Origin of the sequence: Pantoea sp. MBD-2R (assembly GCF_039134845.1) — a bacterium.
Taxonomy (GTDB): Bacteria; Pseudomonadota; Gammaproteobacteria; order Enterobacterales; family Enterobacteriaceae; genus Erwinia.
Genome location: NZ_CP152417.1, coordinates 4,271,996 through 4,296,899, shown reverse-complemented (window position 1 = coordinate 4,296,899; position 24,904 = coordinate 4,271,996). Strand labels below are relative to the sequence as shown.

General features: G+C 54.2%; 25 protein-coding genes. 15 read left to right on the top strand and 10 right to left on the bottom strand.

Features of this window, described 5'->3' with window-relative positions:
• Window positions 1-34 precede the first annotated feature (34 nt).
• Genes rpe through trpS form a run of 3 tightly spaced genes read left to right on the top strand, consistent with a single transcriptional unit; the run spans window position 35 to window position 2,402 of the window.
• Window positions 35-721 (top strand): ribulose-phosphate 3-epimerase, encoded by a 687-nt coding sequence (rpe, locus tag AAGQ96_RS19840; RefSeq protein WP_147200126.1) that lies wholly within the window; start codon window positions 35-37, stop codon window positions 719-721.
• Entirely contained in the window at window positions 705-1,382 is a 678-nt protein-coding gene (locus tag AAGQ96_RS19835) for a phosphoglycolate phosphatase (protein WP_147200125.1), read from the top strand. The genes rpe and AAGQ96_RS19835 overlap by 17 nt, the downstream gene beginning before the upstream one ends.
• Window positions 1,383-1,400: 18 nt before the next feature.
• Entirely contained in the window at window positions 1,401-2,402 is a 1,002-nt protein-coding gene (gene trpS, locus AAGQ96_RS19830) for a tryptophan--tRNA ligase (RefSeq protein WP_147200124.1), read from the top strand.
• Window positions 2,403-2,567: 165 nt separating this feature from the next.
• Here trpS and cysG read toward each other — a convergent pair whose 3' ends face one another.
• The 3 genes from cysG to nirB form a co-directional block, all read right to left on the bottom strand.
• Entirely contained in the window at window positions 2,568-3,932 is a 1,365-nt protein-coding gene (gene cysG, locus AAGQ96_RS19825) for a siroheme synthase CysG (RefSeq protein ID WP_342754385.1), read from the bottom strand.
• 80 nt (window positions 3,933-4,012) lie between these two features.
• Complete coding sequence (gene nirD / locus AAGQ96_RS19820; RefSeq protein ID WP_147200122.1) at window positions 4,013-4,339, bottom strand: nitrite reductase small subunit NirD; 327 nt, start codon at window positions 4,337-4,339, stop codon at window positions 4,013-4,015.
• On the bottom strand, window positions 4,336-6,870 hold the full coding sequence (gene nirB, locus AAGQ96_RS19815; RefSeq protein WP_342754384.1) for a nitrite reductase large subunit NirB: 2,535 nt from the start codon (window positions 6,868-6,870) through the stop codon (window positions 4,336-4,338). Before nirB ends, nirD begins: the two co-directional genes overlap by 4 nt.
• 245 nt (window positions 6,871-7,115) lie before the next feature.
• Here nirB and AAGQ96_RS19810 point away from each other — a divergent pair, with 245 nt between their 5' ends.
• Complete coding sequence (locus AAGQ96_RS19810; RefSeq protein WP_342754383.1) at window positions 7,116-8,396, top strand: cytosine deaminase; 1,281 nt, start codon at window positions 7,116-7,118, stop codon at window positions 8,394-8,396.
• Between the two features lie 211 nt (window positions 8,397-8,607).
• Here AAGQ96_RS19810 and tsgA read toward each other — a convergent pair whose 3' ends face one another.
• Complete coding sequence (tsgA, locus tag AAGQ96_RS19805; protein WP_147200119.1) at window positions 8,608-9,792, bottom strand: MFS transporter TsgA; 1,185 nt, start codon at window positions 9,790-9,792, stop codon at window positions 8,608-8,610.
• Between the two features lie 270 nt (window positions 9,793-10,062).
• Between tsgA and ppiA the strand changes: the two genes are divergently transcribed.
• The 4 genes from ppiA (at window position 10,063) to AAGQ96_RS19785 (ending at window position 13,176) form a co-directional block, all read left to right on the top strand.
• On the top strand, window positions 10,063-10,635 hold the full coding sequence (gene ppiA / locus AAGQ96_RS19800; RefSeq protein WP_147200118.1) for a peptidylprolyl isomerase A: 573 nt from the start codon (window positions 10,063-10,065) through the stop codon (window positions 10,633-10,635).
• A gap of 74 nt (window positions 10,636-10,709) precedes the next feature.
• Window positions 10,710-11,270: a putative adenosine monophosphate-protein transferase Fic gene (locus AAGQ96_RS19795; protein WP_342754382.1), complete on the top strand. Its 561-nt coding sequence runs from the start codon at window positions 10,710-10,712 to the stop codon at window positions 11,268-11,270.
• Window positions 11,271-11,302: 32 nt separating this feature from the next.
• Window positions 11,303-11,878: an aminodeoxychorismate synthase component II gene (locus AAGQ96_RS19790; RefSeq protein WP_147200116.1), complete on the top strand. Its 576-nt coding sequence runs from the start codon at window positions 11,303-11,305 to the stop codon at window positions 11,876-11,878.
• An 80-nt stretch (window positions 11,879-11,958) separates the two neighbouring features.
• On the top strand, window positions 11,959-13,176 hold the full coding sequence (locus tag AAGQ96_RS19785) for an aspartate aminotransferase family protein (protein ID WP_342754380.1): 1,218 nt from the start codon (window positions 11,959-11,961) through the stop codon (window positions 13,174-13,176).
• Window positions 13,177-13,219: 43 nt separating this feature from the next.
• On the opposite strand, the gene AAGQ96_RS19780 is transcribed toward AAGQ96_RS19785, so the two are convergent.
• Window positions 13,220-15,295 (bottom strand): YccS/YhfK family putative transporter, encoded by a 2,076-nt coding sequence (locus AAGQ96_RS19780; protein ID WP_147200114.1) that lies wholly within the window; start codon window positions 15,293-15,295, stop codon window positions 13,220-13,222.
• A 58-nt stretch (window positions 15,296-15,353) separates the two neighbouring features.
• Entirely contained in the window at window positions 15,354-15,986 is a 633-nt protein-coding gene (crp, locus tag AAGQ96_RS19775; RefSeq protein ID WP_017803012.1) for a cAMP-activated global transcriptional regulator CRP, read from the bottom strand.
• 309 nt (window positions 15,987-16,295) lie between these two features.
• Here crp and AAGQ96_RS19770 point away from each other — a divergent pair, with 309 nt between their 5' ends.
• The gene (locus AAGQ96_RS19770) at window positions 16,296-16,700 is read left to right on the top strand and encodes an OsmC family protein (protein WP_147200113.1); all 405 of its coding nucleotides are present in this window, start codon (window positions 16,296-16,298) and stop codon (window positions 16,698-16,700) included.
• Between the two features lie 16 nt (window positions 16,701-16,716).
• Here AAGQ96_RS19770 and AAGQ96_RS19765 read toward each other — a convergent pair whose 3' ends face one another.
• From AAGQ96_RS19765 to AAGQ96_RS19755, 3 genes are all read right to left on the bottom strand, one after another.
• Window positions 16,717-17,586, bottom strand: coding sequence for a phosphoribulokinase (locus AAGQ96_RS19765; RefSeq protein WP_147200112.1), 870 nt, complete (start codon window positions 17,584-17,586; stop codon window positions 16,717-16,719).
• Between the two features lie 96 nt (window positions 17,587-17,682).
• Window positions 17,683-17,901, bottom strand: coding sequence for a YheU family protein (locus tag AAGQ96_RS19760; protein ID WP_342754379.1), 219 nt, complete (start codon window positions 17,899-17,901; stop codon window positions 17,683-17,685).
• Between the two features lies 1 nt (window position 17,902).
• On the bottom strand, window positions 17,903-18,895 hold the full coding sequence (locus AAGQ96_RS19755) for a hydrolase (protein WP_147200110.1): 993 nt from the start codon (window positions 18,893-18,895) through the stop codon (window positions 17,903-17,905).
• Between the two features lie 84 nt (window positions 18,896-18,979).
• Here AAGQ96_RS19755 and AAGQ96_RS19750 point away from each other — a divergent pair, with 84 nt between their 5' ends.
• The 6 genes from AAGQ96_RS19750 to tauD all read left to right on the top strand — a co-directional run bounded on the left by AAGQ96_RS19750 (window position 18,980) and on the right by tauD (window position 24,075).
• Window positions 18,980-19,582 carry a LysE family translocator gene (locus AAGQ96_RS19750; protein WP_147200109.1) on the top strand — a complete coding sequence of 201 codons (603 nt, stop codon included), beginning with the start codon at window positions 18,980-18,982 and terminating at the stop codon, window positions 19,580-19,582.
• Between the two features lie 480 nt (window positions 19,583-20,062).
• Window positions 20,063-20,410 (top strand): hypothetical protein, encoded by a 348-nt coding sequence (locus AAGQ96_RS19745; protein WP_147200107.1) that lies wholly within the window; start codon window positions 20,063-20,065, stop codon window positions 20,408-20,410.
• 230 nt (window positions 20,411-20,640) lie between these two features.
• Window positions 20,641-21,618: a taurine ABC transporter substrate-binding protein gene (gene tauA / locus AAGQ96_RS19740; protein WP_147200106.1), complete on the top strand. Its 978-nt coding sequence runs from the start codon at window positions 20,641-20,643 to the stop codon at window positions 21,616-21,618.
• An 8-nt stretch (window positions 21,619-21,626) separates the two neighbouring features.
• The gene (gene tauB / locus AAGQ96_RS19735; protein ID WP_342754378.1) at window positions 21,627-22,394 is read left to right on the top strand and encodes a taurine ABC transporter ATP-binding subunit; all 768 of its coding nucleotides are present in this window, start codon (window positions 21,627-21,629) and stop codon (window positions 22,392-22,394) included.
• The gene (gene tauC, locus AAGQ96_RS19730) at window positions 22,391-23,221 is read left to right on the top strand and encodes a taurine ABC transporter permease TauC (RefSeq protein WP_147200104.1); all 831 of its coding nucleotides are present in this window, start codon (window positions 22,391-22,393) and stop codon (window positions 23,219-23,221) included. The genes tauB and tauC overlap by 4 nt, the downstream gene beginning before the upstream one ends.
• Window positions 23,218-24,075, top strand: a complete 858-nt coding sequence (gene tauD / locus AAGQ96_RS19725) for a taurine dioxygenase (RefSeq protein ID WP_342754377.1) — start codon at window positions 23,218-23,220, stop codon at window positions 24,073-24,075. The genes tauC and tauD overlap by 4 nt, the downstream gene beginning before the upstream one ends.
• Window positions 24,076-24,084: 9 nt before the next feature.
• Here tauD and AAGQ96_RS19720 read toward each other — a convergent pair whose 3' ends face one another.
• A complete protein-coding gene (locus AAGQ96_RS19720) occupies window positions 24,085-24,807 on the bottom strand; it encodes an NUDIX domain-containing protein (protein WP_147200102.1) in 723 nt (240 codons plus the stop codon).
• Window positions 24,808-24,904: the final 97 nt, after the last annotated feature.

The window sequence follows — 24,904 nt, the reverse complement described above, 5'->3', positions numbered from 1 at the left end:
GCCTGTTGTCAGGCGCGCTAATTGGGAGAAATGGATGAAAAAGTTTTTGCTAGCCCCATCAATTTTGTCTGCAGATTTTGCCCGCCTGGGTGAAGACACGGCCAAAGCGCTGGCTGCCGGAGGCGATGTCGTACATTTCGACGTGATGGATAATCACTACGTTCCCAATCTGACCATGGGGCCGATGGTACTAAAAGCGCTGCGTGACTACGGCATTACCGCTCCCATTGATGTGCATCTGATGGTTAAACCCGTGGATCGTCTGATCCCTGACTTCGCCAAAGCGGGCGCCTCTTACATCACTTTTCATCCCGAAGCCTCTGAGCATGTTGACCGCACGCTACAGCTGATCAAAGAACACGGCTGTAAAGCCGGGCTGGTTTTCAATCCGGCAACCTCGCTCAGCTATCTTGAATATGTGATGGATAAAGTCGATGTGGTGCTGCTGATGTCGGTCAACCCAGGCTTTGGCGGACAGTCATTTATTCCAGGAACGCTGGATAAATTGCGTCAGGTCCGGAAACTGATCGATCAAAGCGGCTACGATATCCGCCTTGAAGTGGACGGCGGCGTGAAAGTGGAAAATATTGGCGAAATCGCGGCGGCGGGTGCCGACATGTTTGTTGCTGGGTCGGCCATTTTTGGTCAGCCTGATTACAAAAAAGTGATTGATGATATGCGTACTGAACTGGAGAAATCGCGCCATGGCTCATTTCACTAATATTCGCGCGCTGGCCTTTGATCTGGACGGCACGCTGATTGACAGCGCACCGGGCCTGGCGGGTGCCGTGGACGCGGCGCTGGGCGCATTAAACTTGCCCGCTGCCGGTATTGAACGCGTATCAACCTGGATCGGTAACGGTGCCGATGTGCTGATTGAACGGGCGCTGACGTGGGCGCTGGGTCATCAGCCTTCCGGCGATCTGCTGCGGGATGCTCGCGTGCTGCTGGATAAGCATTATGCGATGACCGTGAAAGAGGGCAGCAAGCTGTTTCCGCAGGTGAAAGAAGGCCTGGCTCTGCTTGCAGCGAAAGGGCTGCCAATGGCGATTGTCACCAACAAACCAACGCCGTTTGTCGCTCCCTTGTTGCAGTCGCTTGGCATTGACAGCTATTTCTCGCTGATTATCGGCGGTGACGACGTGGCGGCGAAAAAACCGCATCCGGCACCGCTGTTTATGGTGCTGGGCAAGTTTGGCCTGCTGCCGTCAGAACTGCTGTTTATCGGCGATTCGCGTAATGATATTCAGGCCGCGCAGGCTGCGGGAACGCCCTGCGTGGGCCTGAGCTACGGCTATAACTACGGTGAGCCGATTGCCAACAGCAACCCCGATCTCGTACTCGACCATTTTAACGATTTGTTGCCCGCCACCGGGCTGTAATTACCAGGACGAAAAAAGATGAAACCCATCGTATTTAGCGGCGCACAGCCTTCCGGCGAACTGACCATCGGTAACTATATGGGTGCGCTGCGTCAGTGGGTCGGCATGCAGGATGATTACAACTGCATCTACTGTATTGTTGACCTGCATGCGATCACCGTGCGCCAGGATCCTACTGCGCTGCGTAAAGCGACGCTGGATACGCTGGCGCTTTATCTGGCCTGCGGCATCGATCCGCAAAAAAGCACCATCTTTGTTCAGTCTCACGTCCCTGAGCATGCGCAGCTTGGCTGGATCCTGAACTGCTATACCTACTTCGGTGAGCTGAGCCGTATGACGCAGTTCAAGGATAAGTCCGCGCGTTATGAAGAGAATATTAATGCCGGTCTGTTTGATTACCCGGTGTTAATGGCGGCTGATATTCTGCTGTATCAAACCACTCAGGTACCGGTCGGGGAAGATCAGAAGCAGCATCTGGAGCTGAGCCGTGACGTGGCGGCGCGCTTTAATGCGCTGTACGGCGACGTGTTTAAAGTGCCGGAGCCGTTTATCCCTAAATCGGGCGCACGCGTGATGTCGCTGCTTGAGCCGACCAAAAAGATGTCCAAATCCGACGATAACCGTAACAACGTTATCGGCCTGCTGGAAGATCCTAAATCGGTAGTCAAAAAGATTAAGCGTGCGATGACCGACGGCGATGAGCCACCGGTGGTGCGTTATGACGTGAAGAATAAAGCGGGCGTTTCTAACCTGCTGGATATTCTTTCCGGCGTGACCGGCACCAGCATTCCTGAGCTGGAAAAGCAGTTCGAAGGCCAGATGTATGGCCATCTGAAAGGCGCGGTCGCCGAAGCCGTTTCCGGTATGCTGACCGAGCTGCAAGAGCGCTATCATCGCTATCGTAATGATGAAGCTTTCCTGGAGCAGGTAATGCGTGATGGCGCAACGAAAGCCCGTGCGCAGGCTCAGGAAACGCTGAAGAAAGTCTACGAGGCGGTCGGCTTCGTCGCACAGCCGTAAGGCACCAACCAGAAGCGAACCGGCTTCGCTTCTGGATTATTAACAAGGCTCAGTGGCATACACGCTCCGCAGAGACGCGAAAAGCGCCGTCCGTGGCCGCTCATCACGGGTCGTCCACGGCCCGTGATGCTTGCTCCGGGCTTGCTCAGGTTTGTCTGCGGCCCGTCAGAACCAGCGTAAACGATCGCGTAGCGCGACAACCCGTCCGACAATAATCAGTGCAGGGCTGTTCACCTGACTCGCCAGCGTTGCTAACTCAGCCAGCTCGCCGCTCACCACCCGCTGTTGTGTAGACGTTCCTCTTTCCACCAGCGCCACCGGCATCGCGCCATCCATACCGTTTAGCATTAGCTGATGCTGTATCTCTGCGGCCTGCGCCAGCCCCATATAAAATACCAGCGTCTGTTTTTCTGCTGCCAGGCTTTGCCAGTCAAGGCCGCCGCCACGCTGCACGTGCCCGGTCACTAAGCGCACGCTCTGCGCGTAATCACGATGCGTGAGCGGAATACCGCTGTAGGCTGAACAGCCCGATGCGGCAGTGATGCCAGGAACCACGGAAAAAGGAATTTCGGCATCCAGTAGCGCTTCCAGCTCTTCTGCGCCACGCCCAAAAATAAAGGGATCGCCGCCTTTCAGCCGTACTACGCGTTTTCCCTGCTGCGCCTGCTCCAGCAATATCTGGTTGATTGCCTCCTGAGGCACGCAGTGAAAACCGGCGCGTTTGCCGACAAAAATGCGCTCCGCATCTCTTCTGACCAGTTCCATGATCTCGTCGGAAACCAGCCGATCGTAAACCACCACGTCGGCCTGCTGAATTTGCTGTAGACCTTTCAGGGTCAGCAATCCGGCATCGCCGGGGCCGGCACCGACCAGTACCACTTCGCCCCGATGTTCAGGCGGCTCGGCAAACAGCGCTTCCGTCAGTTTTTCAGCCTGGGCGGCATCTGCATTGGCAAGCGTTTGGGCCAGGCGATCGTGATGGAACACTTTTTCCCAAAAGCGTCTGCGCGAAGCCATATCGCTAAACTGATTTTTTACCCGCTGACGAAGCGAGCCCGCCCAGGCGGCCATTTTCCCTAAATGCTGCGGTAGCAACGCTTCAATTTTCTCGCGCAACAGCCGGGCCATGACCGGCGCCGCGCCGCCGCTGGAAATCGCCACCATCAGTGGCGAGCGATCGACAATGGACGGCACGATCGCGCTGGCCCGTTCGGGGGCATCCACCAGGTTACAAAAAATCTGTCTGGATTCGCACTCTGCGCTGACCTGTTGATTGACAGCGTTATCGTCCGTTGCCGCCACAACCAGCCAGCACCCTTGCAGCATTTCTGGCGAGAAAGTTTGCTCAATTAGCGAAAGCCGATCGGCCTGCTGCCATAAATAAAACTGCGATGAAAAGTGCGTGGCGCACACGCGTAGTTCTGCTCCGGCTTTCAGCAGCAGCCGGGCTTTACGCTCGGCAACGTCGCCGCCACCAACCAGCAGCACCAGCCGGTGGCGAAGCTGACAAAAAAGGGGAAAGTAATGCATACGTTGCTCGCAGAAAGAGGAAAACCCTGCCAGCGCAGCGCTTGCAGGGTTAAAAACCGCATCATAGCGGACAGGCCGTGTCAGATAGCGACTTCAACGATGCCATTTTGCACTCTGGCCGGCCATGCCTGCACGGAATAGTGGGGATCTTCCATGCACAGGCCATCGCTGAGGCGAAAACGCTGCTTTTTCAACGGGCTGGCAACCCAAAGCGCCTGCTGATGCTCGGCGATAAGCCCACGTGACAGCACGCTGGCCTGAGCAAACGGATCGATATTGCTCAGGGCATAAACCACCTCGTCCGCAGCGGGGCGGAACAGCGCGACCTGCTGGTTTGCTATCAGCGCGCAAACGCCGGTGGCCGGGAGGATCTCCTCTAATGCACAAACGGAATGCCACTGGCTCATGATTGTTCCTCCAGTAACGTCACGGGAATGCGCTCGTCAGGACGAGCGGGCCGGTGCTGCTCACGTTCAGCAATACTCTGGACCAGCGGGTCGCGCTGCGGAGCATTAATGAAATGGGCAAAGCGCGCTTGCTGAGCGGGGTCGTCAATCGTTGCCTGCCACTCGCACACAAATTTCTCGCGCAGCAGAGCAATATCCGCTTCCAGCTGATCGTTCAGCGCCAGCCTGTCGTCAATAATCACCTGCTTAAGATAATCAATGCCGCCTTCCAGACTTTCCAGCCAGAGGGAGGTGCGCTGTAGCTTATCGGCGGTGCGGATATAGAACATCATAAAGCGATCGAGGTAGCGGATTAGGGTGTCGCGGTCCAGATCCGCCGCCAGCAGGTCCGCGTGACGAGGTTTCATGCCGCCATTGCCACAGACGTACAGATTCCAGCCTTTTTCCGTCGCTATAATGCCAACATCTTTGCTCTGCGCCTCGGCACATTCTCGCGTGCAGCCAGAAACGCCGAACTTCATTTTATGCGGCGTACGGATGCCTTTATAACGGTTCTCCAGCGTTACGCCCAGCCCGGTACTGTCGCCTACGCCAAACCGGCACCAGCTGCTGCCGACACAGGTTTTTGCCATTCTCAGCGCTTTGGCATAAGCGTGTCCGGTCTCAAATCCGGCTGCCAGCAGCGCCCGCCAGATTGCCGGCAGATCGTCTTTTTGCGCGCCGAACAGGCCAATGCGTTGAGAGCCGGTGATTTTGGTATAGAGGTGATAACGACGGCCGATTTCGCCGATGGCCATCAAACCTTCAGGGGTAATTTCGCCGCCCGCCGAGCGCGGAATAACGGAGTAGGTGCCATCTTTTTGAATGTTGCCGAGAAAGTTGTCGTTACTGTCCTGCAATGCGGTGAGCTGTGGTTGCAGCACATATTCGTTCCAGCACGAAGCCAGCAGCGATCCGACTGTCGGTTTACAGACTTCGCAGCCGTAACCTTTGCCATATTTTTTCAGCAGCTGGTCGAAGGATTTGATCTCCTCCACGCGGATCAGATGATAAAGTTCCTGCCGTGAATAGCTGAAGTGCTCGCAAAGGTGATGGTTAATTTCAATGCCCTGATGGCTGAGCTCAGCATTGAGTACCTGCGTCATCAGCGGCACGCAGCCGCCACAGCCCGTTCCGGCTTTGGTTTCCGCTTTCAGCGCGGCTACGGTATGACAACCGTTTCGTACTGCCAGCACCAAATCACCCTTGCTGACGTCAAAGCAGGAACAGATTTGCGCCGTGTCGGGCAGCGACTCCACGCCGAGCGCCGGTTTATTACCCGCATGCGCGGGCAGAATCAGCGAGTCGGGATTATCCGGCAGCTCGATGGCGTTCAGCATCAGCTGAAGCAGATTACCGTAGTCGCTGGTGTCGCCTACCAGCACCGCGCCCAACAGCGTTTTGTTATCAGCACTCACCACCAGACGTTTGTAAACGCCCTTATTTTCATCCAGATAACTGTAGCTGCGTGCGCCTGCCGTGCGGCCATGCGCATCGCCAATACTGCCAACGTCTACGCCCAGCAGTTTTAATTTGGCGCTCATGTCCGCGCCGGTAAAAGCGTTGTTATTACCGATGAGACGATCCGCTACTACCTGAGCCATTTTGTAGCCCGGCGCAACCAGTCCGTAAACCCGGTTTTGCCATGCGGCACATTCGCCAATAGCGTAAATGTCTTTATCCGCCGTCTGGCAACCGTCGTCGACCAGCACGCCGCCGCGAGGTGCAACAGGCAGGTCTGCCTGTCTGGCGAGCATATCCTGGGGGCGAATGCCGGTGGAGAAAACGATAAAATCAACGTCCAGTTCGCTGTCGTCAGCAAACCGCAGCTTTTTCCCGCCCTCAGGCCGATCGCTGATGAGTTGAGTGTTTTTGCTGGTATGTACCCTGACGCCCATCTGCTCAATCTTGTTGCGCAGCTGCTGTCCGCCGGGCGGGTCGAGCTGTTCAGCCATCAGCACCGGCGCAAATTCAATAACGTGCGTTTCAATGCCGAGATTTTTCAGCGCCCCAGCGGCTTCCAGCCCCAGCAGACCGCCGCCAACGACCACGCCACGCTGGCTGTGTTTGGCGCAGGCTTCGATGGCGTCCAGATCTTCAATCGTGCGGTAAACGAAGCAGTCAGTACCCTCCGCACCACTGACAGGTGGTACCCACGGATAAGAACCCGTCGCCAGCACCAGCTTATCGTAATGAACTTCACGGCCGGTACTGGAGTGAACCACTTTCTTCTGACGGTCGATGCTGATGGCGCGTTCGCGGGTCAGGATCTCAATGTGATGCTGCTGATAGAAGCCCTCAGCGACCAGCGACAGCTCGTCAGCATTATGATGAGAGAAGTAAGCGGAAAGATGCACGCGATCGTAAGCCACGCGGGGTTCTTCACAAAATACGGTGATGGCAAACTGGCCGGGAGCCGCTTTGTCGACCAGCTCCTCGATCAGTCGATGGCCCACCATGCCGTTGCCAATAATGACGAGTCGGGTGCTCATTTTTGCCTCACATTGCAAACTAATGCGGCTACAATAGCGTGACAAACTCAAGGGTTATTGATGTATATCAATCCGTTTTTCAAATACTCCTTTATGGGTAGGCCGTAAGCCCACGCGGTTTTTACTGTAAGCGTAAGATTTTATTCACTTTAACCTGAATCGGTTCAGCCAGGGCTGGCGAGGTATCCTGCAACAGAGGAAAACAATGATAGGGTTATAAGACCACTGACATTCGGGAGCGTGTTATGCAGGCAATTCAAATAAAAAGAGTGAACCACGTACGGCTGCCCTGGCGTGAGGGGCTGTGGCAAATTGATATTCATGAAGGGCGGATTGCAGCGATCTCTCCGCAAACGCACAGCACGCCAGCTGCGGATTCGCTGGATGCGGAAGGCGGGCTGGCGCTACCGCCTTTCATTGAACCTCATATCCATCTTGATACGACCCAAACCGCCGGCGAACCGGCATGGAATGCCTCCGGCACGCTGTTTGAAGGCATTGAGCGCTGGGCGGAGCGCAAAGCGTTATTGAGTCATGACGATGTGAAAACGCGCGCCCGGCAAACGTTGAAATGGCAAATCGCTAACGGTATTCAGCATGTGAGAACGCACGTAGACGTCTCCGATCCGACGCTAACCGCGCTGCGGGCGATGCTGGAGGTCAAAGCAGAGATGTCGCCGTGGGTTGATATTCAGATTGTGGCGTTTCCTCAGGAAGGCATCCTTTCGTATCCCGATGGCGAAGCGTTGCTGGAAGAGGCATTGCGTCTGGGTGCTGATGTGGTTGGGGCTATCCCGCATTTTGAATTTACCCGTGAATATGGGGTGGAGTCACTGCATAAAACTTTTGCGCTGGCCCAGAAATATCAGCGAATGGTCGATGTGCATTGCGATGAGATCGACGATGAGCAGTCGCGTTTTGTGGAAACCGTCGCGGCGCTGGCGCTGCGCGAGAAGATGGGTGCACGCGTCACCGCCAGCCATACCACGGCGATGCATTCCTATAATGGCGCTTATACGTCTCGCCTGTTCCGGCTGCTAAAACTTTCTGAGATCAATTTCGTCGCTAACCCGCTGGTGAATATTCATTTGCAGGGGCGCTTTGACAGCTATCCGAAACGACGCGGCATTACCCGGGTGAAGGAGATGCTCGAGGCGGATATCAATGTCTGCTTTGGTCATGATGATGTTTTCGATCCCTGGTATCCGCTGGGCACCGCCAATATGTTACAGGTACTGCATATGGGGCTACACGTTTGCCAGCTGATGGGTTACAGCCAGCTGGACGAAGGCATCAGGCTGATTACCGATAACAGCGCGAAAACGCTACAGCTGACGGATTATGGGATTAAGACCGGCAACAGTGCCAACCTGATTATTCTCCCTGCGGAAAACGGTTTTGATGCGCTGCGCCGTCAGGTGCCAACGCGCTACTCAATGCGTCAGGGAAGGGTGATAGCAGAAACGCAGCTCGCGCAGGCCACTATTCACCTGGACGAAAGCGAAGGGGTGGATTTTAAACGTTGAGGAACTCTTTTTCTGCCGATGCCGATGTATCTGGCCCGCAGACGACTCATAAGTAAAAGCGTGAGGGATACGGGCCGGTAATAAAGCGTCACGGGCCATGGACGGCCCGTGTCGAGCTGGCAGGGATGCCGTCTTTTGCGTCTTTATGGACGGCCCGTATCCCTCGCGCTGGCACGGCACCCCTTATCGAAGCAGGTACCGGCCTTATCGATCAATGCGAAGACATATGGCCGTGCAGCTTGTGTTTACTCACGAAGCCCAGCAGCAGACACATCACAAACACCACCGCATACAGCGCGTTTGAGGTCATCAGCGCCGCATGAGCGCCGCCTTTCTCAACGATCGGGCCAGTGACCACAAAGGTCAGCATGGTGCCTACCGTTCCGCAGGTCAGAATAAAGTTAACCAGCTTAGGCGAGGAAACCCTGGTTTGCAGCGAGCCGAGGGTGATGATAGTGGTATAGATAGCGCTGGAGCAGAAGCCAAGGCTAATCATGATCCACTTCAGCATTGAAGCATCGGTGCTGCTGACGAACCAGTACATCAGGCCAGTAGAGAGCAGCGCCAGCAGCGTCACAATTCGCTGAGGATCGAAGAAGCGCAAAATAGCGCTGAACGCCCACATGCCGATCATGTACGAAGTCCAGAAATTGCCGACCAGACCCCCTGCCTGAATCAGATCCATCCCCATGCTTTTGGTGGCGTATTGTGGCACCCAACCAATAAAGCCAAGCTGTCCCAGAATGTAGCAGAGCGCCGCGACAGACAGGAACAGCACGCCAATGCCCCATTTTTCTTTTTCAACGGCCTGATGAGCGGCAGAATTTTTACCCAGTACCGGGAACTCAAAGCGCAGCGCCAGCACGAAAATGGCCAGATAGATGACGCCGATGCAGGCGTAAACCCAGTACCATGGCAGCGAGCGGGCGAGAAGCGCGGCAGCGATAATCGGGAAAATCGTGCCTGCCATGCTAAAGAACGAGTCGGTAAACAGCAGGCGTGAGCCGCGCTGGCGTCCCTCATACAGGTGCGTGATCAGGAAAGTACCAATCGACATAGTAATGCCGCTGACCACGCCGAGCACAAACATACAAAGTGAGAACACGCTTAACGAGTGACTGGTCATCAGCCCCAGAACCGACAGCAGCATCAGTACAAAGCCGAAAATCAGCTGGCGCCGCAGAGGGATAATTTCCATCAGCCAGGCATTTAAAAAGACCGCCACTAAAATACCGGCGTTGAGGAAGGTAAAGGTATTACTCATCTGCGCGACCGGCAGATGAAAATAGTCAGCAATATTTTCCAGTACCATACCGGTGACAATTACTACTGCGCCGGTTAACGCATAGGACAAAAAACTGATCCAGGTAAGCCCGATTCGATCGCGATTAGTCATAGTGGAAGCCTGTGAGTCTGAGAGATCGTGAAGCAGAACGCTCACGCTTAGCGCGGCCATTTTAGCGGGAATAGTGATCTGCTTAAATCAATAATGAAATTAATGCGCTCATGTTCATGAATTTCGTGATAAATGTCACTGTTTTTTCCTCTCCGAAAGCGATTGCGTCGCGGATAAACGCGTAAATAAAGGTAAAACGCTGGCGCCCGGTTAAGCGCCTCTTTACAATCAACTTTGTTTTTTTTGCTAGCCCTCAGTAAGGAATCTTTCATGTTAAAACGTACTTTGACAGCGGTTGCCACCGTGCTCGCGCTGTCCACGATCTCTGCTTCCGCGCTGGCTGCGAAAGGGGATACGCATGTGCTGCTGACCACTTCAGCTGGCAACATTGAGCTGGAACTCAATAATCAAAAAGCCCCAATTTCCACGAAAAACTTTGTTGATTACGTCAACAGCGGTTTTTATAACAACACGACGTTTCATCGCGTCATTCCTGGTTTTATGGTGCAGGGCGGTGGCTTTACCACTGACATGCAGCAAAAACCGACCAACGCGCCGATCAAAAACGAAGCCGATAATGGTCTGCTGAACAAGCGCGGCACCATTTCAATGGCGCGTACTGCCGATAAAGACAGCGCCACCAGCCAGTTCTTTATCAACGTGGCTGACAATGCTTTCCTCGACCACGGCCAGCGTGATTTTGGCTATGCCGTGTTCGGTAAAGTGGTAAAAGGCCAGGACGTTGCTGATAAGATCTCTCAGGTTCAGGCGCAAAACGTTGGCCCTTATCAGAACGTACCGGTCAAACCGGTGGTGATCCTTTCTGCAAAAGTCCTGCCTTAACCCTCCCGACGGGGGAATGCTGCTTATAATTAGTGAACATTTCACGCAGCCTTTACCCCGTCCATGGAGGTCGTATGTCCAGAAAACTCACCGACAAGCAAAAAAACAGCCTCTGGCAGCAGCGTCTGCCAGATAATTTCCTCGCGAGCTTTCTGCTAAGCGCCACGCTGCCTGAGCTGGGCGCCCGTAATCCCGGTTTACCTCATCTGCGTGCGCTCCATCGTGAGCTTTTTCAGGATGTTCTGGATGATGCAGGCGAGCTGCGGCAAATCGATATTCATATCGGTGAGACGCTGTGCTGCCATTTCGAATACATCGAAAAAGAAGGCAATGCGCTGATGCAGGCGCTGGAGGAAGAAAATGGCCTTGCCGATCTCCCTTATGAAGAACTGATCGAACGCCTGGCCTGGTACTACTGTGAGCTGACGGTGTTACATCCCTTCCTGCGTGGTAATGGCCGTGCTCAACGACTCTTTTTTGAGCAGCTGATTGTTCATGCCGGTTGGGATATTCAGTGGCGCCTGATCGATCGTGAAAGCTGGCAGGCGGCGATTCAGGCCAGCCTGGCGGGCGACCTGGCACCGCTGACGGCCGCATTTGGCAAAGTGGTAAGCGAACGGGATGAAAGTGCGTAGAATAGCGGCGTCCCGATCTACCCGGAGTGCCCATGCTGTTGCTGATTGATAACTATGACTCTTTTACCTGGAATCTCTACCAATACTTTTGTGAACTGGGTGCCGATGTCCGGGTACACCGAAACGACGAATTGACGCTGGAAGAGATTGCTTCGCTTCAGCCTGAAAAACTGGTGATTTCACCGGGCCCCTGTACGCCAGACGATGCGGGCATCTCTCTGGCTGCTATCCGTGCGTTTGCCGGTAAGCTGCCGATTCTGGGCGTCTGCCTCGGTCATCAGGCTATCGCTCAGGCTTTTGGCGCGCGGGTGGTACGGGCGAGGGAAGTGATGCATGGCAAAACCTCCGCCATTGAACATAATGAAGGCGGCGTGTTTGCAGGACTAAATCATCCGCTAACGGTCACGCGTTATCACTCACTGATTGTTGAGAAGGATTCGCTGCCGCCGGACTTTACGGTGACGGCATGGTCACTGCGTGACGGGCAGCCGGATGAAATTATGGGATTCCGCCATCGCCAACTGCCGCTGGAAGGCGTGCAGTTTCATCCGGAAAGCATCCTCAGCGAACAGGGACATCAGCTGTTAAAAAATTTCCTCCGGCAATAGAGTTGCCTTTGAGTGATTTTTTATGCATATTTTATGATTATAATTTCACGTCTCTGTAACGTAAGAAAATGAGGTAGGCAATGGCAGCGGATAAATTAGCGGTAACGCGCTCAACGTTTGATGAAGTGATTTTGCCTGTTTATGCACCAGCGCAGTTTGTGCCGGTGAAAGGAAAAGGCAGCCGCGTCTGGGATCAGCAGGGCAAAGAATATATCGACTTCTCCGGTGGGATTGCCGTTACTGCGCTGGGTCATTGCCATCCTGTGCTGGTGGAAGCCCTGAAAACGCAGGGTGAAACGCTGTGGCATACCAGCAACGTATTCACTAACGAGCCTTCTCTGCGCCTGGCCAGCAAGCTGATTGCGGCGACCTTCGCCGAACGCGTGTTCTTTGCCAACTCCGGCGCGGAAGCGAACGAAGCCGCGTTTAAACTGGCTCGCTACTATGCTTCGAAGCGCCATTCGCCGTATAAAAGTAAAATCATCGCCTTCCATAATGCGTTCCACGGCCGCACTTTGTTTACCGTGTCCGTTGGTGGACAGCCTAAATACTCTGACGGTTTCGGCCCCAAACCGGCGGATATCGTCCATGTGCCGTTCAACGATCTGGCTGCGGTTAAAGCGGTAATTGATGACCACACCTGCGCCATCGTGGTTGAGCCAATCCAGGGCGAAGGCGGCATTGTGCCTGCGACGCCAGAGTTTATGCAGGGACTGCGTCAGCTGTGTGATGAACATCAGGCGCTGCTGGTACTGGATGAAGTGCAGAGCGGCATGGGCCGTAGCGGCAAGCTGTTTGCCTGTGAGCATTACGGCGTGAAGCCAGACATTCTGACCACCGCTAAAGCGCTGGGCGGCGGCTTCCCGGTGAGTGCGATGCTGACCACCAATGAAATCGCCTCCGCGATGGCGCCGGGCGTTCACGGCACCACTTATGGCGGCAATCCGCTGGCCTGTGCCGTAGCCGAAGCCGCGCTGGATATTATCAACACGGAAGAAGTACTCAGCGGTGTTGAAACGCGGCGTGAGCTGTTCGTCACTGCATTAAAAGCGCTGGATGCGAAGCTGGATCTGTTCAGCGAAATTCGTGGCAAAGGACTGCTGATTGGTGCGGCGTTGAAACCTCAGCATGCGGGTAAAGCGCGCGATATCCTTAACGCCGCAGCGGCCGAAGGCGTCATGATCCTGAATGCGGGAACGGATGTTATCCGCTTTGCGCCATCGCTGGTTATTGAGCCTGCCGATATTGAAGAAGGCATGACGCGCTTCGCTGAGGCCGTGAAGAAAGTGCTGGCGTAAGCCAGAAGGCCGGAAGCCGTTAACACAGGCTTCCGGCTGCCCTTCAGGACTTACGCAGACGCCTCGACAGCCAGCGTCCATGATGCGGTCGGCTGCTCCAGGCCAGTGAAGAGAGGGTATGCATGACGCTCAGGTGTCCCAAAATCTGCTTCACATGCCTTTCCAGAATAGTGACCGGCCCCTGATTAGACTCCGTCTTATCGTCCAGCACGTTACTTCCCGAACTCGGGCCATCGTACTCAAGCCGCTGCTGGCAGCGCTGCAAGGCTATTTCGCAACTTTGCAGATAACGTTCCGCCAGCTGCGGCGTCAGCATGGTGTGCTCACGGGCCAGAATCGTCATCGCATTAATATGCTCCACGATAAACTGGCTGTGCGTTACCCACAGCTTCATATCTGACAGATAGCTGTTATCAAATCCCGGCTCCAGCATCGACTGATTCAGCGAATTGAACAGCGCGTTATGCGCCTGGTTAACCCGTATGCGCTGATAAGCAAGCTTCTCGGGCTTCTGCTCATCGCCCAGCAGCATCTGTAGCGCCTCCTGATAGGTTTCCAGCGCGTCATGCGCATTCTGCCGCAGCAGGCCGCTCTGCCACTGCGGCCACAGCCAGATCATCCCGCCGAAGGCAATCAGGCAGCCCATCAGCGTATCCAACAGGCGCGGCAGCAGGAAGTCCGCACCGTTCAGTGAGAGTAGCTGTAGCGAGTAAACCGCCGTCACCGTAAAACCAATCGTCGCCAGACCGTAAAATTTGCGGATAAACAGGTAGCTCACCAGCGTAATAATCAGCATTACCAACAGGACGGCAGATTGCGGAACCTGAAGGCGCAAGGCGACAGCCGCCACAATTAAGCCGCCCAGCGTGCCGAGCGCACGGTTTTGGATGCGCACCCGCGTTGCGCTGTAGCCGTTCTGACTGACCACCATCACCGTCATCAGGATCCAGTAAGGCTTGGGCAGGTTAAAAAACAGCGCCAGCGAGCTGGCAAAAGTGAGCATCACGGCAAAGCGGCCTGCGGTGCGTAGCGCAGTCGACTTGAGCGATAAATAGTTTTTGATTGCTGGCAGCAGCGGTAAGCGGCGCTGGCGATCGGCCATCAAGTCGCGTTGATAAAGGGGACGCTGCGTGCGCAGAACGCGAGCGATACGGCTGAAATGGTAAGAGCAGAACGTTCCAACCGGGTTATCAGGATGCTGGCGGGCAATTTTTTCTAATGCCCCAAGCTGCTTATCCATGGAGAAGCGCTCGGAGAGCTTGTGATAAAGAATGTCGTCGGCCAGCTGCCGCAACCGGGCCGCGATGGTCTGAGCATTCCAGCGGATCACCGCCTCGGCATGGCTTTTCTCCACCAGCTTTTGCACTTCTTCCGGCTGATGCAGACTCACGGAGATGTGCTCCTGCAAATCCAGCGCTACCTGAAAGGCGCGCGTCAATCGCTTGTGGTGATTATCGTTGCTGGCTGCCAGCATATGCATTTGCTGATAGCAGTTGGTAATCAGGTCGACCGCTTTTTGCTGGCGGGCCAGTAATGGCGGCAGCGATTTCTCCGGGTCGCTAAGGCGGGTCAGCAGGGTATATTTCGCTTCGCAGTAGCCCGCCAGCTCACGGTATAACAGGCTGAGCGTTTCGCGCATCGGTTGCTCTTTCCACAGCCAGAACCAGAACCAGTTAAATGCGCCATACCAAACTGTGCCAAGGATATAGAGCAGCGGCGGTTCCCAGATGGGCATTCTTCCCGCCAGGCTGAGGGTAAAAATACCGGCAATCAGCGAGCTGGGAAGCAAACGACCATGCAGCGGGCTGATTTCGCCCGTCACGCCCAGCAGCAGAGCCATTGCAAACAGAATGGCAGGCAGGGGAATGGCATGATTGCCTAAATACTGGACCAGAAAACTGCTCAGTGCGAACAGGCCGCCGCCAACCATCAGCCGCTTGAAAAAGCGCTTATGCGGGGTATCGAGACCGGCAATGTTGCAGCAGGCCGGCACAAGAGAAAACAGCAGTCCTTTTTGCAGGTCACCCAGCAGCCATCCAATAGCGACCGGTAAACAGAGCACCAGCGTCTGACGCAGCGCGTAGTTGACCTCGGGATGATAGATAATTCGACGCCACATCACTGTATACCAATAAAAAAGGCGCAACAGAGGCGTTGCGCCGTGGATTCAGAGCCGGTTAGCGAGTGCCGTAAACTACGATGGTTTTACCATGCGCGGAGATCAGGTTCTGATCTTCCAGCATTTTCAGAATGCGACCTACGGTTTCACGCGAGCAGCCAACAATCTGGCCGATCTCCTGGCGGGTGATTTTAATCTGCATCCCGTCCGGGTGAGTCATGGCATCCGGCTGTTTAGCCAGGTTTAACAAGGTTTGCGCGATGCGACCTGTCACATCGAGGAAAGCTAAATTGCCGACTTTCTCAGACGTCACCTGCAGGCGGCGCGCCATCTGTGATGAAAGACGCATCAGGATGTCAGGGTTGACCTGAATCAGCTGGCGAAATTTTTTATAGGAAATTTCAGCCACTTCGCAGGCCGTTTTCGCTCGCACCCAGGCGCTGCGTTCCTGACCTTCTTCAAACAGGCCAAGCTCACCAATAAAATCGCCCTGATTGAGGTAAGAGAGGATCATCTCTTTACCTTCTTCATCCTTGATCAATACGGCTACCGCGCCTTTAACGATGTAGTAAAGCGTTTCCGCTTTTTCACCCTGATGAATCAGCGTGCTTTTGGATGGATACTTGTGAATATGGCAATGTGACAGGAACCATTCAAGTGTCGGGTCTGTTTGCGGTTTGCCGAGAACCATTCGCTGTTATCCTCTGTTGTTATCGTGCCTAAATACAGGGGCAGAGTTCCCTGTCAGGCGTTGAAATGGTCAAGCGTTTCCCATCAAGGAAATTTATTCGGGCTTCTGTTGAAAGCCTGGCTCGTTATGTCGTCCCTTTTCGTCTTGTATGTAGAGTACTGACGAAATTATTACAGCTTTGTTTGTAGCACAGCTTTGCATGGGTGTCTTCTGTTGTCTCGCTTCAGCATAGTGCTATTTATGTCGCATTGCCGTTTTTGTTGTCCGGACCTGAAGGTAAGATAACTGAATGAATTAGAGGAGTTTGTTATGCAGGCACGTATCAAATGGGTGGAAGGGCTGACCTTTTTGGGAGAATCCTCATCCGGTCATCAGGTTTTAATGGATGGTAACGCCGGTGATAAAGCACCCAGCCCAATGGAAATGTTGCTCATGGCGGCCGGAGGATGCAGCGCGATAGATGTCGTTTCTATTCTGCAAAAAGGACGTCACGACGTCAGGGATTGCGAGGTCAAACTGACGTCAGAGCGGCGTGAGGCGGCGCCGCGTATATTTACGCATATTAATCTGCATTTTATCGTTAGCGGAAAGGCGCTGGAGGAAAAAATCGTTGCTCGCGCGGTCCAGCTCTCCGCAGAAAAATATTGTCCGGTCGCGCTGATGCTGGGGAAGGGCGTGAAGCTGACCCACAGCTTTTCTATCGTTGCACAGTAGCGAGCGCGTAACGCCGCTACTCGATCTTTTTGCCCTCGATCAGTCGCTTCACCAGGGGTCCCATTATCAGTTCCATCGCCAGCCCCATTTTGCCGCCCGGCACCACCAGCGTGTTGATATGGGAAATGAAAGAGCCTTGCAGCATGCTCAGCAGATAGGGAAAGTCGATATCCTCCAGCGCCTGGAAATGAATAACCACAAAGCTTTCATCCAGCGAGGGAATGCCGCGAGCCGCAAAGGGATTTGAGGTATCAACAGTGGGTACGCGCTGAAAATTAATGTGGGTGCGGGAAAACTGCGGCGTAATAAAGTTGATGTAGTCTTCCATTGAGCGCACGACGGAATCCATGACCGCTTCGCGAGAGTGCCCACGCTCGCTGGTATCACGAACCAGCTTCTGTATCCATTCCAGGTTAACGATCGGCACCACGCCGACCAGCAGATCGACATTTTGCGCCACGTTATTCTGCGGCGTAACGACGCCGCCGTGCAGACCTTCGTAAAACAGGACGTCTGTCGGTTCGGGTAGCGGTTGCCAGGGGGTGAAGGTTCCCGGCACCTGGTTCCACGGCACCGCCTCATCATAAGTGTGCAGATATTTGCGCGATTTGCCGCTACCGGTCAGTCCGTATTCAACGAAGGTATGTTCCAGCAGCGCAAAGTCATTGGCCTCGGGTCCAAAGTAGCTGATATGGCGGCCCATATCGCGTGCTTTACGGATTGCCATATCCATTTCTGGCCGGGTAAAGCGGTGAAAGCTGTCGCCTTCAACCTCCGCGGCGTGCAGGTTCAGCTGCTGAAAGATTTTGCGAAAGGCCAGGCTGGTGGTGGTGGTTCCTGCGCCGCTGGAGCCGGTGACGGCAATCACGGGATGTTTGGCTGACATACTTAGCGCTCTCTGAAAAGGTCATGGCGATCCCGCATTGGTATCACGTTTTGCGCATTTGTGTCACGTTCATGCGCAGAAGATAAGCACAGCGACCTACTCGCGGAACTGACCACGCAGCATGATGTTCACCGTTTCATGCAGTTCCGACCACACCAGAACCGCTTCACCGCTTTCAAGCTGACGCCTGACGTCGTTGACTTTCTGCTCCAGCGATCGCTCCTGTTCACCGTAATCGGTGCCTTCACGCAGCACGAAAGCTTCAATGAGGTTCGCGAGGGTTTCCGAATCGAGTTCTTTCCAGGGAATAATCATGTTAGTTGTCCAGCCAGGTTGAAAGCCATTGAGGGATGCGTTGTTCCAGCCACATCTGCGGCTTACGCAATGTTCCGCCGACAAATCCTACATGTCCGCCGTGTTGCGTAAGCTGATATTCAACATTGGCGGGCAGCATCGCTGCGGCGGGAATGACCTCACTGGTCATAAAGGGGTCGTCTTTCGCATGGATAATCAGTAACGGCTTAGTGACGCCAGGCAATAACGGCATCGCGCTGCAACGGCGATAATAGTCGGTGGCATCCTGAAAACCGTGTGCTCTGGCGGTGATGGCATCGTCGAAATCGCGCAGTTTCTTCAACGCTTTTAGCTGCGTTAAATCTACCGGCAGGGTGCCAGGCCACTTGTTCAGTTTTCGCGTTGCGTTTTGCTTCAGCAAGTTTAGCAGGTAGCGCTGATAAATCCGCGAAAAGCCTTGTTCCAGACGAAGGCTGCACGGCTCCAGCATCAGTGGCGCGGAGACAACCACGGCGGCATCCAGCAGGCAGCCGTCGCCCTGCTCCCCCAGCAGGCAGGCCAGCATATTGCCGCCAAGAGAAAATCCTACTGCGGCAGTCGGCACCGTGCCAAATTCATCCGTCAGCCATTGCAGAAAGTAGCTGGCGTCGCCCGTTTCGCCGGAATGGTAGATGCGTTCCAGCCGGTTCGGCTCGCCGCTACAGCCGCGAAAGTGCATGACCACGCCCAGCCAGCCGCGCTGCTGACAGGCTTGCAGCAGGCCGTGCGCATAAGGACTGTTAACGCTGCCTTCCAGGCCGTGAAACAGTACAACGCGCGGTTTGTGGCGGGCGAAGGTGGGGTCTTCGCTCCAGGCCAAATCAACAAAGTCGCTGTCCGGCAAGGTCAGACGCTGCCAGTGGGGCTTCAGCAAAATTCGCCGACGAACCAGGCGCGGCAAAACGGTCTGCAAATGCGCGTTACTCATACCGGTTATCGGTTGAAAGACGTTGCTCGTCAGGTGATCAAAATTCATGTTCAAAAGGCTTGTAGGATCTCTGTCACATTGCTAGCTTCGATGAGTTCGTTTCTGATCAGGGGTGAGGAGCACCCGTTTCATATGGAACTGAGTCTTTTTTTATCTATGTTGGGCTTTTTGTGGGTCGCTGCGATTACGCCCGGCCCTAATAATATGTTACTCACCGCCTCTGGCGCCAATTTTGGTTTCCTGCGTTCGCTGTGGTTGCTGATTGGCATCATGATTGGTATGCAGGTCATGCTGCTCATGGTGGCGTTTGGCATTGGTGGATTGATCCTGCTTTATCCTTCCCTGCACCTTTTCCTGAAAATAGCCGGCAGTGCTTATTTGCTGTGGCTGGCCTGGAAAATTGCCTCGGCGAAATATGAAAAACTGGAGACCGGCGACGGTCCGGCAACGCCTATGCCGTTCTGGCAAGGTGGATTGCTACAGCTTATCAACCCTAAAGCGTGGCTGATGGCGTTAGGCGCGGTCGCCAGCTTCAGCCTGGCAGGAGAAGCCTACCGCAGTTCGGTAATCGCTATCAGCTTCGCCATGGCGTTGGTGAACCTCGTTTCAGGCTTGATCTGGCTGGGCTTTGGCTCGCTGATAGGGCAAATCTTACGTAGCCGCCGTGCCTGGACAATCTTTAACGTAGCGATGGGGCTTTTGACCGCCGCCTGTGTACTGCTGATTTGGCACTGAGCAACTTAAAATAAATTTCATTTGTTCATTAAAAGCCATCGTGAAAATTGATGGCTTTTTAAAATGGCTATTTCCTGTTTGCATTGCATTATTAACCTGAAAATGAAAATTGAGATTACGTAAAAAATAATAAAGAAGATATTGGCGAGATCTCCGATTATCAGCAGCTAAAATTATTCGAAGTTACCTATAATGCTATAGAAAATGATGTGAAGAGGATATGCCAGAAGAGTGCTACGATAAAAGCTTATCACCCCAACCCAAAAGCTTTACCTGGGCAGGCATGGCAAGATATTCCTGATAAAATAAAAGAAGTACTTATAGATCTGCGTTACCGGGGGGACTACACGCCACATATAAGAAGTTTATTACAACGTCATGCTTATGCGGGAGATGTACCAGGTTTTGGCAGGATATTATCCAACAGAGATTTATGGCCTAAGGTTCCGCAGGAGAGATTTTTTTGAAGAGTGAGATTCTATGAAAATTAAAATTTTCTTATTCATTATTACGTTCTGCATTGCTGCCTGCGCTTGCTCTTCATCGGAAATTGAGCAGTCATCTGCAATTAATGAGAAATATTCAAGGCAAATGGAGCAAGCCAGAAATAAATTAGATTACGCAATAAAAAATCAAGTGGATAACAATCCGGAAAAAAAGGATTTAATCATTGCGTTAAAAGATGCCTGGGAAAGAACTAATTACTATAAATGCCAGCTTGAAAGCTTCGATTCATTAAAAACTCAGGCGGAGGGGGTTGAAGTAAACGATTGTTTGACGCATCAATATCTGATTGAGTCGCAATATTTTAATAACTTACTACCCTAAAACGTTGCCAAAAGGTGTCCAACATTCTGAACAGCTTCCGATCGCCTTTTTATCATTCCAGTGACGGCGAGCGCGGTACAGGTTGCAAAGTCATTTTCTGCCAATAGAATCCCACTTTTCTTCTAAGCAAATAAAGTTATAACCGATAATTTTTAATTACTTCTGCGCGCTTATCGCTCTCGGTTACAAAGGCGTTATTCACCTTATAATGATAACGACGGAGCAGGGCCATGGCGCGTAAATTCACTCTTTCTATTCTTGCAGCAGCACTTTCGCTTTCCGCGCTCAGCGCACAGGCGGTCGATGTAACTATTGCTTATCAGACCTCCGCTGAGCCTGCCAAAGTGGCGCAGGCCGACAACACATTTGCCAAAGAAAGTGGCGCGAAAGTGGACTGGCGCAAATTCGACAGCGGTTCCAGCGTGGTCAGAGCACTGGCTTCCGGCGACGTGCAAATCGGTAATATTGGCTCCAGCCCGCTGGCAGTAGCCGCCAGCCAACAGGTGCCGATTGAAGTCTTCCTGCTGGCTTCTCAGCTGGGCAATTCCGAGGCGCTGGTGGTCAAAAAGGGCATCAAAAATCCTCAGGATCTGATCGGCAAACGTATTGCCGTACCTTTCATTTCTACGACGCATTACAGCCTGCTTTCCGCGCTTAAGCACTGGGGCATCAAGCCCGATCAGGTACAAATTCTTAATCTCCAGCCGCCAGCGATTATTGCCGCCTGGCAGCGTGGCGATATTGATGGCGCCTACGTCTGGGCACCGGCAGTCAATGAACTGGAAAAGGAAGGCACCGTGCTGACCGACTCCGCGCAGGTAGGTAAATGGGGTTCGCCAACGCTGGATGTGTGGGTGGTACGTAAAGACTTTGCTGAACAGCATCCTGACGTGGTGACGGCTTTTGCCCGCAGCGCGATTAACGCCCAAAAAGGCTATCTTGATAATCCTGAGCAGTGGCTGAAAGAGAGCGGCAATCTGAGCAAGCTGTCACGTCTGAGCGGCGTGCCTTCGCTCCAGGTGCCAGGTCTGGTAAAAGGCAACACCTATCTGACCGCGCAGCAGCAGGTCGAACAGCTGGCGCAGCCGGTCAACAAAGCCATTATCGATACCGCTCAGTTCCTGAAAGAGCAGGGCAAAGTGCCGCAGGTCGCCAGTGACTACAGCGGCTTCGTTACCAACCGTTTTGTTAAAAATCTCAGCCAGTAGGAGTCGCTATGCTTTCGGTCTCGCATCTCACGGCTCGCTATGATGGCCATCTTGCGCTTGAAGATATCAATTTATCGATCGACCAGGGCGAACTGGTGGTGGTGCTTGGCCCGTCAGGCTGCGGCAAGACTACGCTGCTGAATCTGATTGCCGGTTTTCTGCCTGCGGAATCCGGCAGTATCACGCTGGACGGGAAAGCGGTGAACGGTCCCGGCGCCGAACGCGGCGTCGTGTTTCAGCACGAAGGGCTACTGCCGTGGCGCAACGTGCTGGACAACGTTGCATTCGGTTTGCAGCTGGCTGGCGTAGAGAAACAGCAGCGGCGCGAAATTGCCCGGCAAATGTTGAAAAAGGTTGGGTTACCTGATGCAGCGAAAAAGTTTATCTGGCAGCTTTCTGGCGGCATGCGTCAGCGGGTAGGCATTGCGCGTGCACTGGCAGCCGATCCTCAGCTGCTGCTGTTGGATGAACCTTTTGGCGCGCTGGATGCCTTTACCCGCGAGCAAATGCAGGAGCTGCTGCTGAATCTGTGGCGCGACAGCGGTAAACAGGTGCTGCTGATTACGCATGATATTGAAGAGGCCGTGTTTCTTGCCAGCGAGCTGATCCTTCTGTCGCCCGGCCCCGGAAAAATAATTGAACGGCTGTCGCTGGATTTTGGACGTCGCTACGCGGCGGGCGAGGCGTGCCGCAACATCAAATCCGATCCCGCTTTTATTGAGCGGCGTGAATATGTCTTGAGCCGGGTGTTCCAACAGCGTGAGGTGTTTTCATGAGTTTGCTGTCGACCGAAAAAACGTTGGCTCGCCGCCGTTCTGGCTGGCGCTGGCCGCTCAACCGGCAAATTACGCTGAGTCTGGCAACGATTCTGGCACTGCTAACCCTTTGGTGGGCCGTTACCGCACTCAAGCTGATTGCGCCGCTGTTTCTGCCCGCGCCGCAGCAGGTGTTTCATCAACTGCTGACGATTGCCAGTTCACAGGGTTTTATGGACGCGACCCTGTGGCAGCATCTCGCGGCGAGCCTGACCCGAATTGTGATTGCGCTGCTGGCAGCCGTGCTGATTGGCGTGCCCGTTGGCATCCTGATGGGGCTGAACGAAACCGCTCGCGGCATTCTTGATCCGCTGATTGAACTTTACCGTCCGGTGCCGCCGCTGGCCTATTTGCCGCTGATGGTGATCTGGTTTGGCATCGGCGAGACCTCAAAAATTTTACTGATTTACCTGGCCATTTTTGCCCCGGTTGCCATGTCGGCGCTGGCCGGCGTGAAAAGCGCTCAGCAGGTCAGGCTGAGAGCGGCGCGATCGCTGGGTGCAAATCGCTGGCAGGTGCTGTGGTACGTCGTTTTACCCGGCGCGCTGCCGGAAATCCTGACCGGGTTGCGCATTGGTCTTGGCGTGGGCTGGTCAACGCTGGTCGCTGCCGAGCTGATCGCCGCAACGCGTGGTTTGGGCTTTATGGTGCAGTCTGCCGGGGAGTTCCTCGCCACGGATGTCGTGCTGGCCGGCATTGCGGTTATCGCCCTGATCGCCTTTACCCTTGAGCTGGGGCTGCGAGCCTTGCAGCGCCGCTTAACCCCCTGGCATGGAGTACAATCATGAACGAACGTCTGACTATCAAAGCGCTGGGGCCGTACATCGGTGCTCAGGTTTCCGATGTCGACCTCAGCCGCCCGCTGAGCGACGCCCAGTTTGAGCAGCTTTATCATGCGCTGATCCGCAATCAGGTGCTGTTTTTCCGCAATCAGCCGCTGACGCCTCAGCAACAGCGCGCTCTGGCTGCGCGTTTTGGCGATTTGCATATTCATCCGGTTTACCCGCATGCGCCCGATGTGGAAGAAATTATCGTACTGGATACGCATGACGATAATCCGCCAGACAATGATAACTGGCATACCGATGTGACTTTTATCGACACCCCGCCTGCTGGCGCAATTCTGGCGGCAAAACAGCTGCCCGAGACGGGCGGTGACACCTTATGGGCCAGTGGCATTGCGGCTTACGAGGCGCTGTCAGCCCCTTTTAAAGTGCTGCTGAATGGTTTGCAGGCCGAGCATGACTTCACCAAATCGTTTCAGCAATTTAAGTATCGAAAAAGTGAAGAGGAGCACGCGCGCTGGAAGCTGGCGGTAGAGAAAAATCCGCCGTTGCAGCACCCGGTCATTCGCACGCATCCGGTCAGCGGCAAGCAGGCGCTGTTTGTTAACGAAGGTTTTACCACACGCATTGTCGACCTCAGCCAGAAGGAAAGCGACGCGCTGCTCACTTTCCTGTTTGCCCACATTACCAAACCCGAATTTCAGGTACGCTGGCGCTGGCAGGAAAACGACGTTGCTATCTGGGACAACCGGGTAACACAGCATTACGCCAACGCGGATTATCTGCCCGCGCGGCGGATTATGCATCGTGCCACGATTTTGGGTGATAAGCCGTTTTATCGGGCGAATGAGGCGTAGCGTTAAGCCTCAGTCGGTCATTAAGTTGCGCGAGAAATTGCGAATATCGGCACCCGCTTTTAATCGATACAGCTTTGCCTTACGCGCACCGGTGGCCACGCTGTCGCCGGTCTCTTCAAACATATCGGCCGCGTCGAAGCGGCGGATCAAACTCTTACGCTGTATCGGCCTGCCCAGAATGGTTTCGGTCACTTCCTGCAACTGGGTCAGGGTAAACGCCGTGGGCAGGCAATAAACTGGCAACAGGGAATAGAGCGTCTTCTGCCGCAGTCGTTGTAAAGCCGTAGCAATGATTTGCGGGTGATCGAAAGCCAGATCGTTACGCTGATGAAGTTCTGCTACTGGCTGCCACTGAACATCGCTCACATCTTCACTCTGCACATGGCAGCTTTCGGCGGCGATCAGCGCATACCATGCTGTTGTCAGACTCCAGCCGCGCGGATCGCGCTGAGCGCCTGAAAAGGTCTCCAGCTGTTCCAGCCACGGCGGTGTCACCCCGGTTTTTTCCTGCAATTTTCTCATTGCCGTCGCTTTGACGGAATCATCGTGCTGCAAGTCGATAAACCCTCCGGGTAATCCCCAGCGCCCCAGATGGGGATGATTGGCGCGCTTCACCAGTAAAACGCAAAGCTGCTGGTGATAGAGGGTAAAGAGCACGCTGTCGACGGTGACAATCGGCGTCGGATAACGCGAGGCATCGTAGTTTGCCAGATAGCTTTCTTCTGAACTCATTAGGGTTACCTGTAAGAAGTGTCGCACAGACACATTAGCAGCAGGCACCGTTCCTTTCAAGATGACTCCGCGCGGTGAAAATTTTTTATAAGAGATA

Excerpts from the sequence above, each read along its gene's own strand:
- AAGQ96_RS19810 (WP_342754383.1), top strand. The coding sequence starts at position 7,116 with ATGCAGGCAATTCAAATAAAAAGAGTGAACCACGTACGGCTGCCCTGG.
- nirD (WP_147200122.1), bottom strand. The coding sequence starts at position 4,339 with ATGAGCCAGTGGCATTCCGTTTGTGCATTAGAGGAGATCCTCCCGGCC.
- trpS (WP_147200124.1), top strand. The coding sequence starts at position 1,401 with ATGAAACCCATCGTATTTAGCGGCGCACAGCCTTCCGGCGAACTGACC.
- tauD (WP_342754377.1), top strand. The coding sequence starts at position 23,218 with ATGAACGAACGTCTGACTATCAAAGCGCTGGGGCCGTACATCGGTGCT.
- tauC (WP_147200104.1), top strand. The coding sequence starts at position 22,391 with ATGAGTTTGCTGTCGACCGAAAAAACGTTGGCTCGCCGCCGTTCTGGC.
- AAGQ96_RS19760 (WP_342754379.1), bottom strand. The coding sequence starts at position 17,901 with ATGATTATTCCCTGGAAAGAACTCGATTCGGAAACCCTCGCGAACCTC.
- AAGQ96_RS19790 (WP_147200116.1), top strand. The coding sequence starts at position 11,303 with ATGCTGTTGCTGATTGATAACTATGACTCTTTTACCTGGAATCTCTAC.
- AAGQ96_RS19835 (WP_147200125.1), top strand. The coding sequence starts at position 705 with ATGGCTCATTTCACTAATATTCGCGCGCTGGCCTTTGATCTGGACGGC.
- tauA (WP_147200106.1), top strand. The coding sequence starts at position 20,641 with ATGGCGCGTAAATTCACTCTTTCTATTCTTGCAGCAGCACTTTCGCTT.
- crp (WP_017803012.1), bottom strand. The coding sequence starts at position 15,986 with ATGGTTCTCGGCAAACCGCAAACAGACCCGACACTTGAATGGTTCCTG.
- cysG (WP_342754385.1), bottom strand. The coding sequence starts at position 3,932 with ATGCATTACTTTCCCCTTTTTTGTCAGCTTCGCCACCGGCTGGTGCTG.
- AAGQ96_RS19765 (WP_147200112.1), bottom strand. The coding sequence starts at position 17,586 with ATGTCAGCCAAACATCCCGTGATTGCCGTCACCGGCTCCAGCGGCGCA.
- AAGQ96_RS19785 (WP_342754380.1), top strand. The coding sequence starts at position 11,959 with ATGGCAGCGGATAAATTAGCGGTAACGCGCTCAACGTTTGATGAAGTG.
- AAGQ96_RS19780 (WP_147200114.1), bottom strand. The coding sequence starts at position 15,295 with ATGTGGCGTCGAATTATCTATCATCCCGAGGTCAACTACGCGCTGCGT.
- ppiA (WP_147200118.1), top strand. The coding sequence starts at position 10,063 with ATGTTAAAACGTACTTTGACAGCGGTTGCCACCGTGCTCGCGCTGTCC.
- rpe (WP_147200126.1), top strand. The coding sequence starts at position 35 with ATGAAAAAGTTTTTGCTAGCCCCATCAATTTTGTCTGCAGATTTTGCC.
- tauB (WP_342754378.1), top strand. The coding sequence starts at position 21,627 with ATGCTTTCGGTCTCGCATCTCACGGCTCGCTATGATGGCCATCTTGCG.
- AAGQ96_RS19720 (WP_147200102.1), bottom strand. The coding sequence starts at position 24,807 with ATGAGTTCAGAAGAAAGCTATCTGGCAAACTACGATGCCTCGCGTTAT.
- AAGQ96_RS19745 (WP_147200107.1), top strand. The coding sequence starts at position 20,063 with ATGAAAATTAAAATTTTCTTATTCATTATTACGTTCTGCATTGCTGCC.
- AAGQ96_RS19770 (WP_147200113.1), top strand. The coding sequence starts at position 16,296 with ATGCAGGCACGTATCAAATGGGTGGAAGGGCTGACCTTTTTGGGAGAA.
- nirB (WP_342754384.1), bottom strand. The coding sequence starts at position 6,870 with ATGAGCACCCGACTCGTCATTATTGGCAACGGCATGGTGGGCCATCGA.
- tsgA (WP_147200119.1), bottom strand. The coding sequence starts at position 9,792 with ATGACTAATCGCGATCGAATCGGGCTTACCTGGATCAGTTTTTTGTCC.
- AAGQ96_RS19750 (WP_147200109.1), top strand. The coding sequence starts at position 18,980 with ATGGAACTGAGTCTTTTTTTATCTATGTTGGGCTTTTTGTGGGTCGCT.
- AAGQ96_RS19755 (WP_147200110.1), bottom strand. The coding sequence starts at position 18,895 with ATGAATTTTGATCACCTGACGAGCAACGTCTTTCAACCGATAACCGGT.
- AAGQ96_RS19795 (WP_342754382.1), top strand. The coding sequence starts at position 10,710 with ATGTCCAGAAAACTCACCGACAAGCAAAAAAACAGCCTCTGGCAGCAG.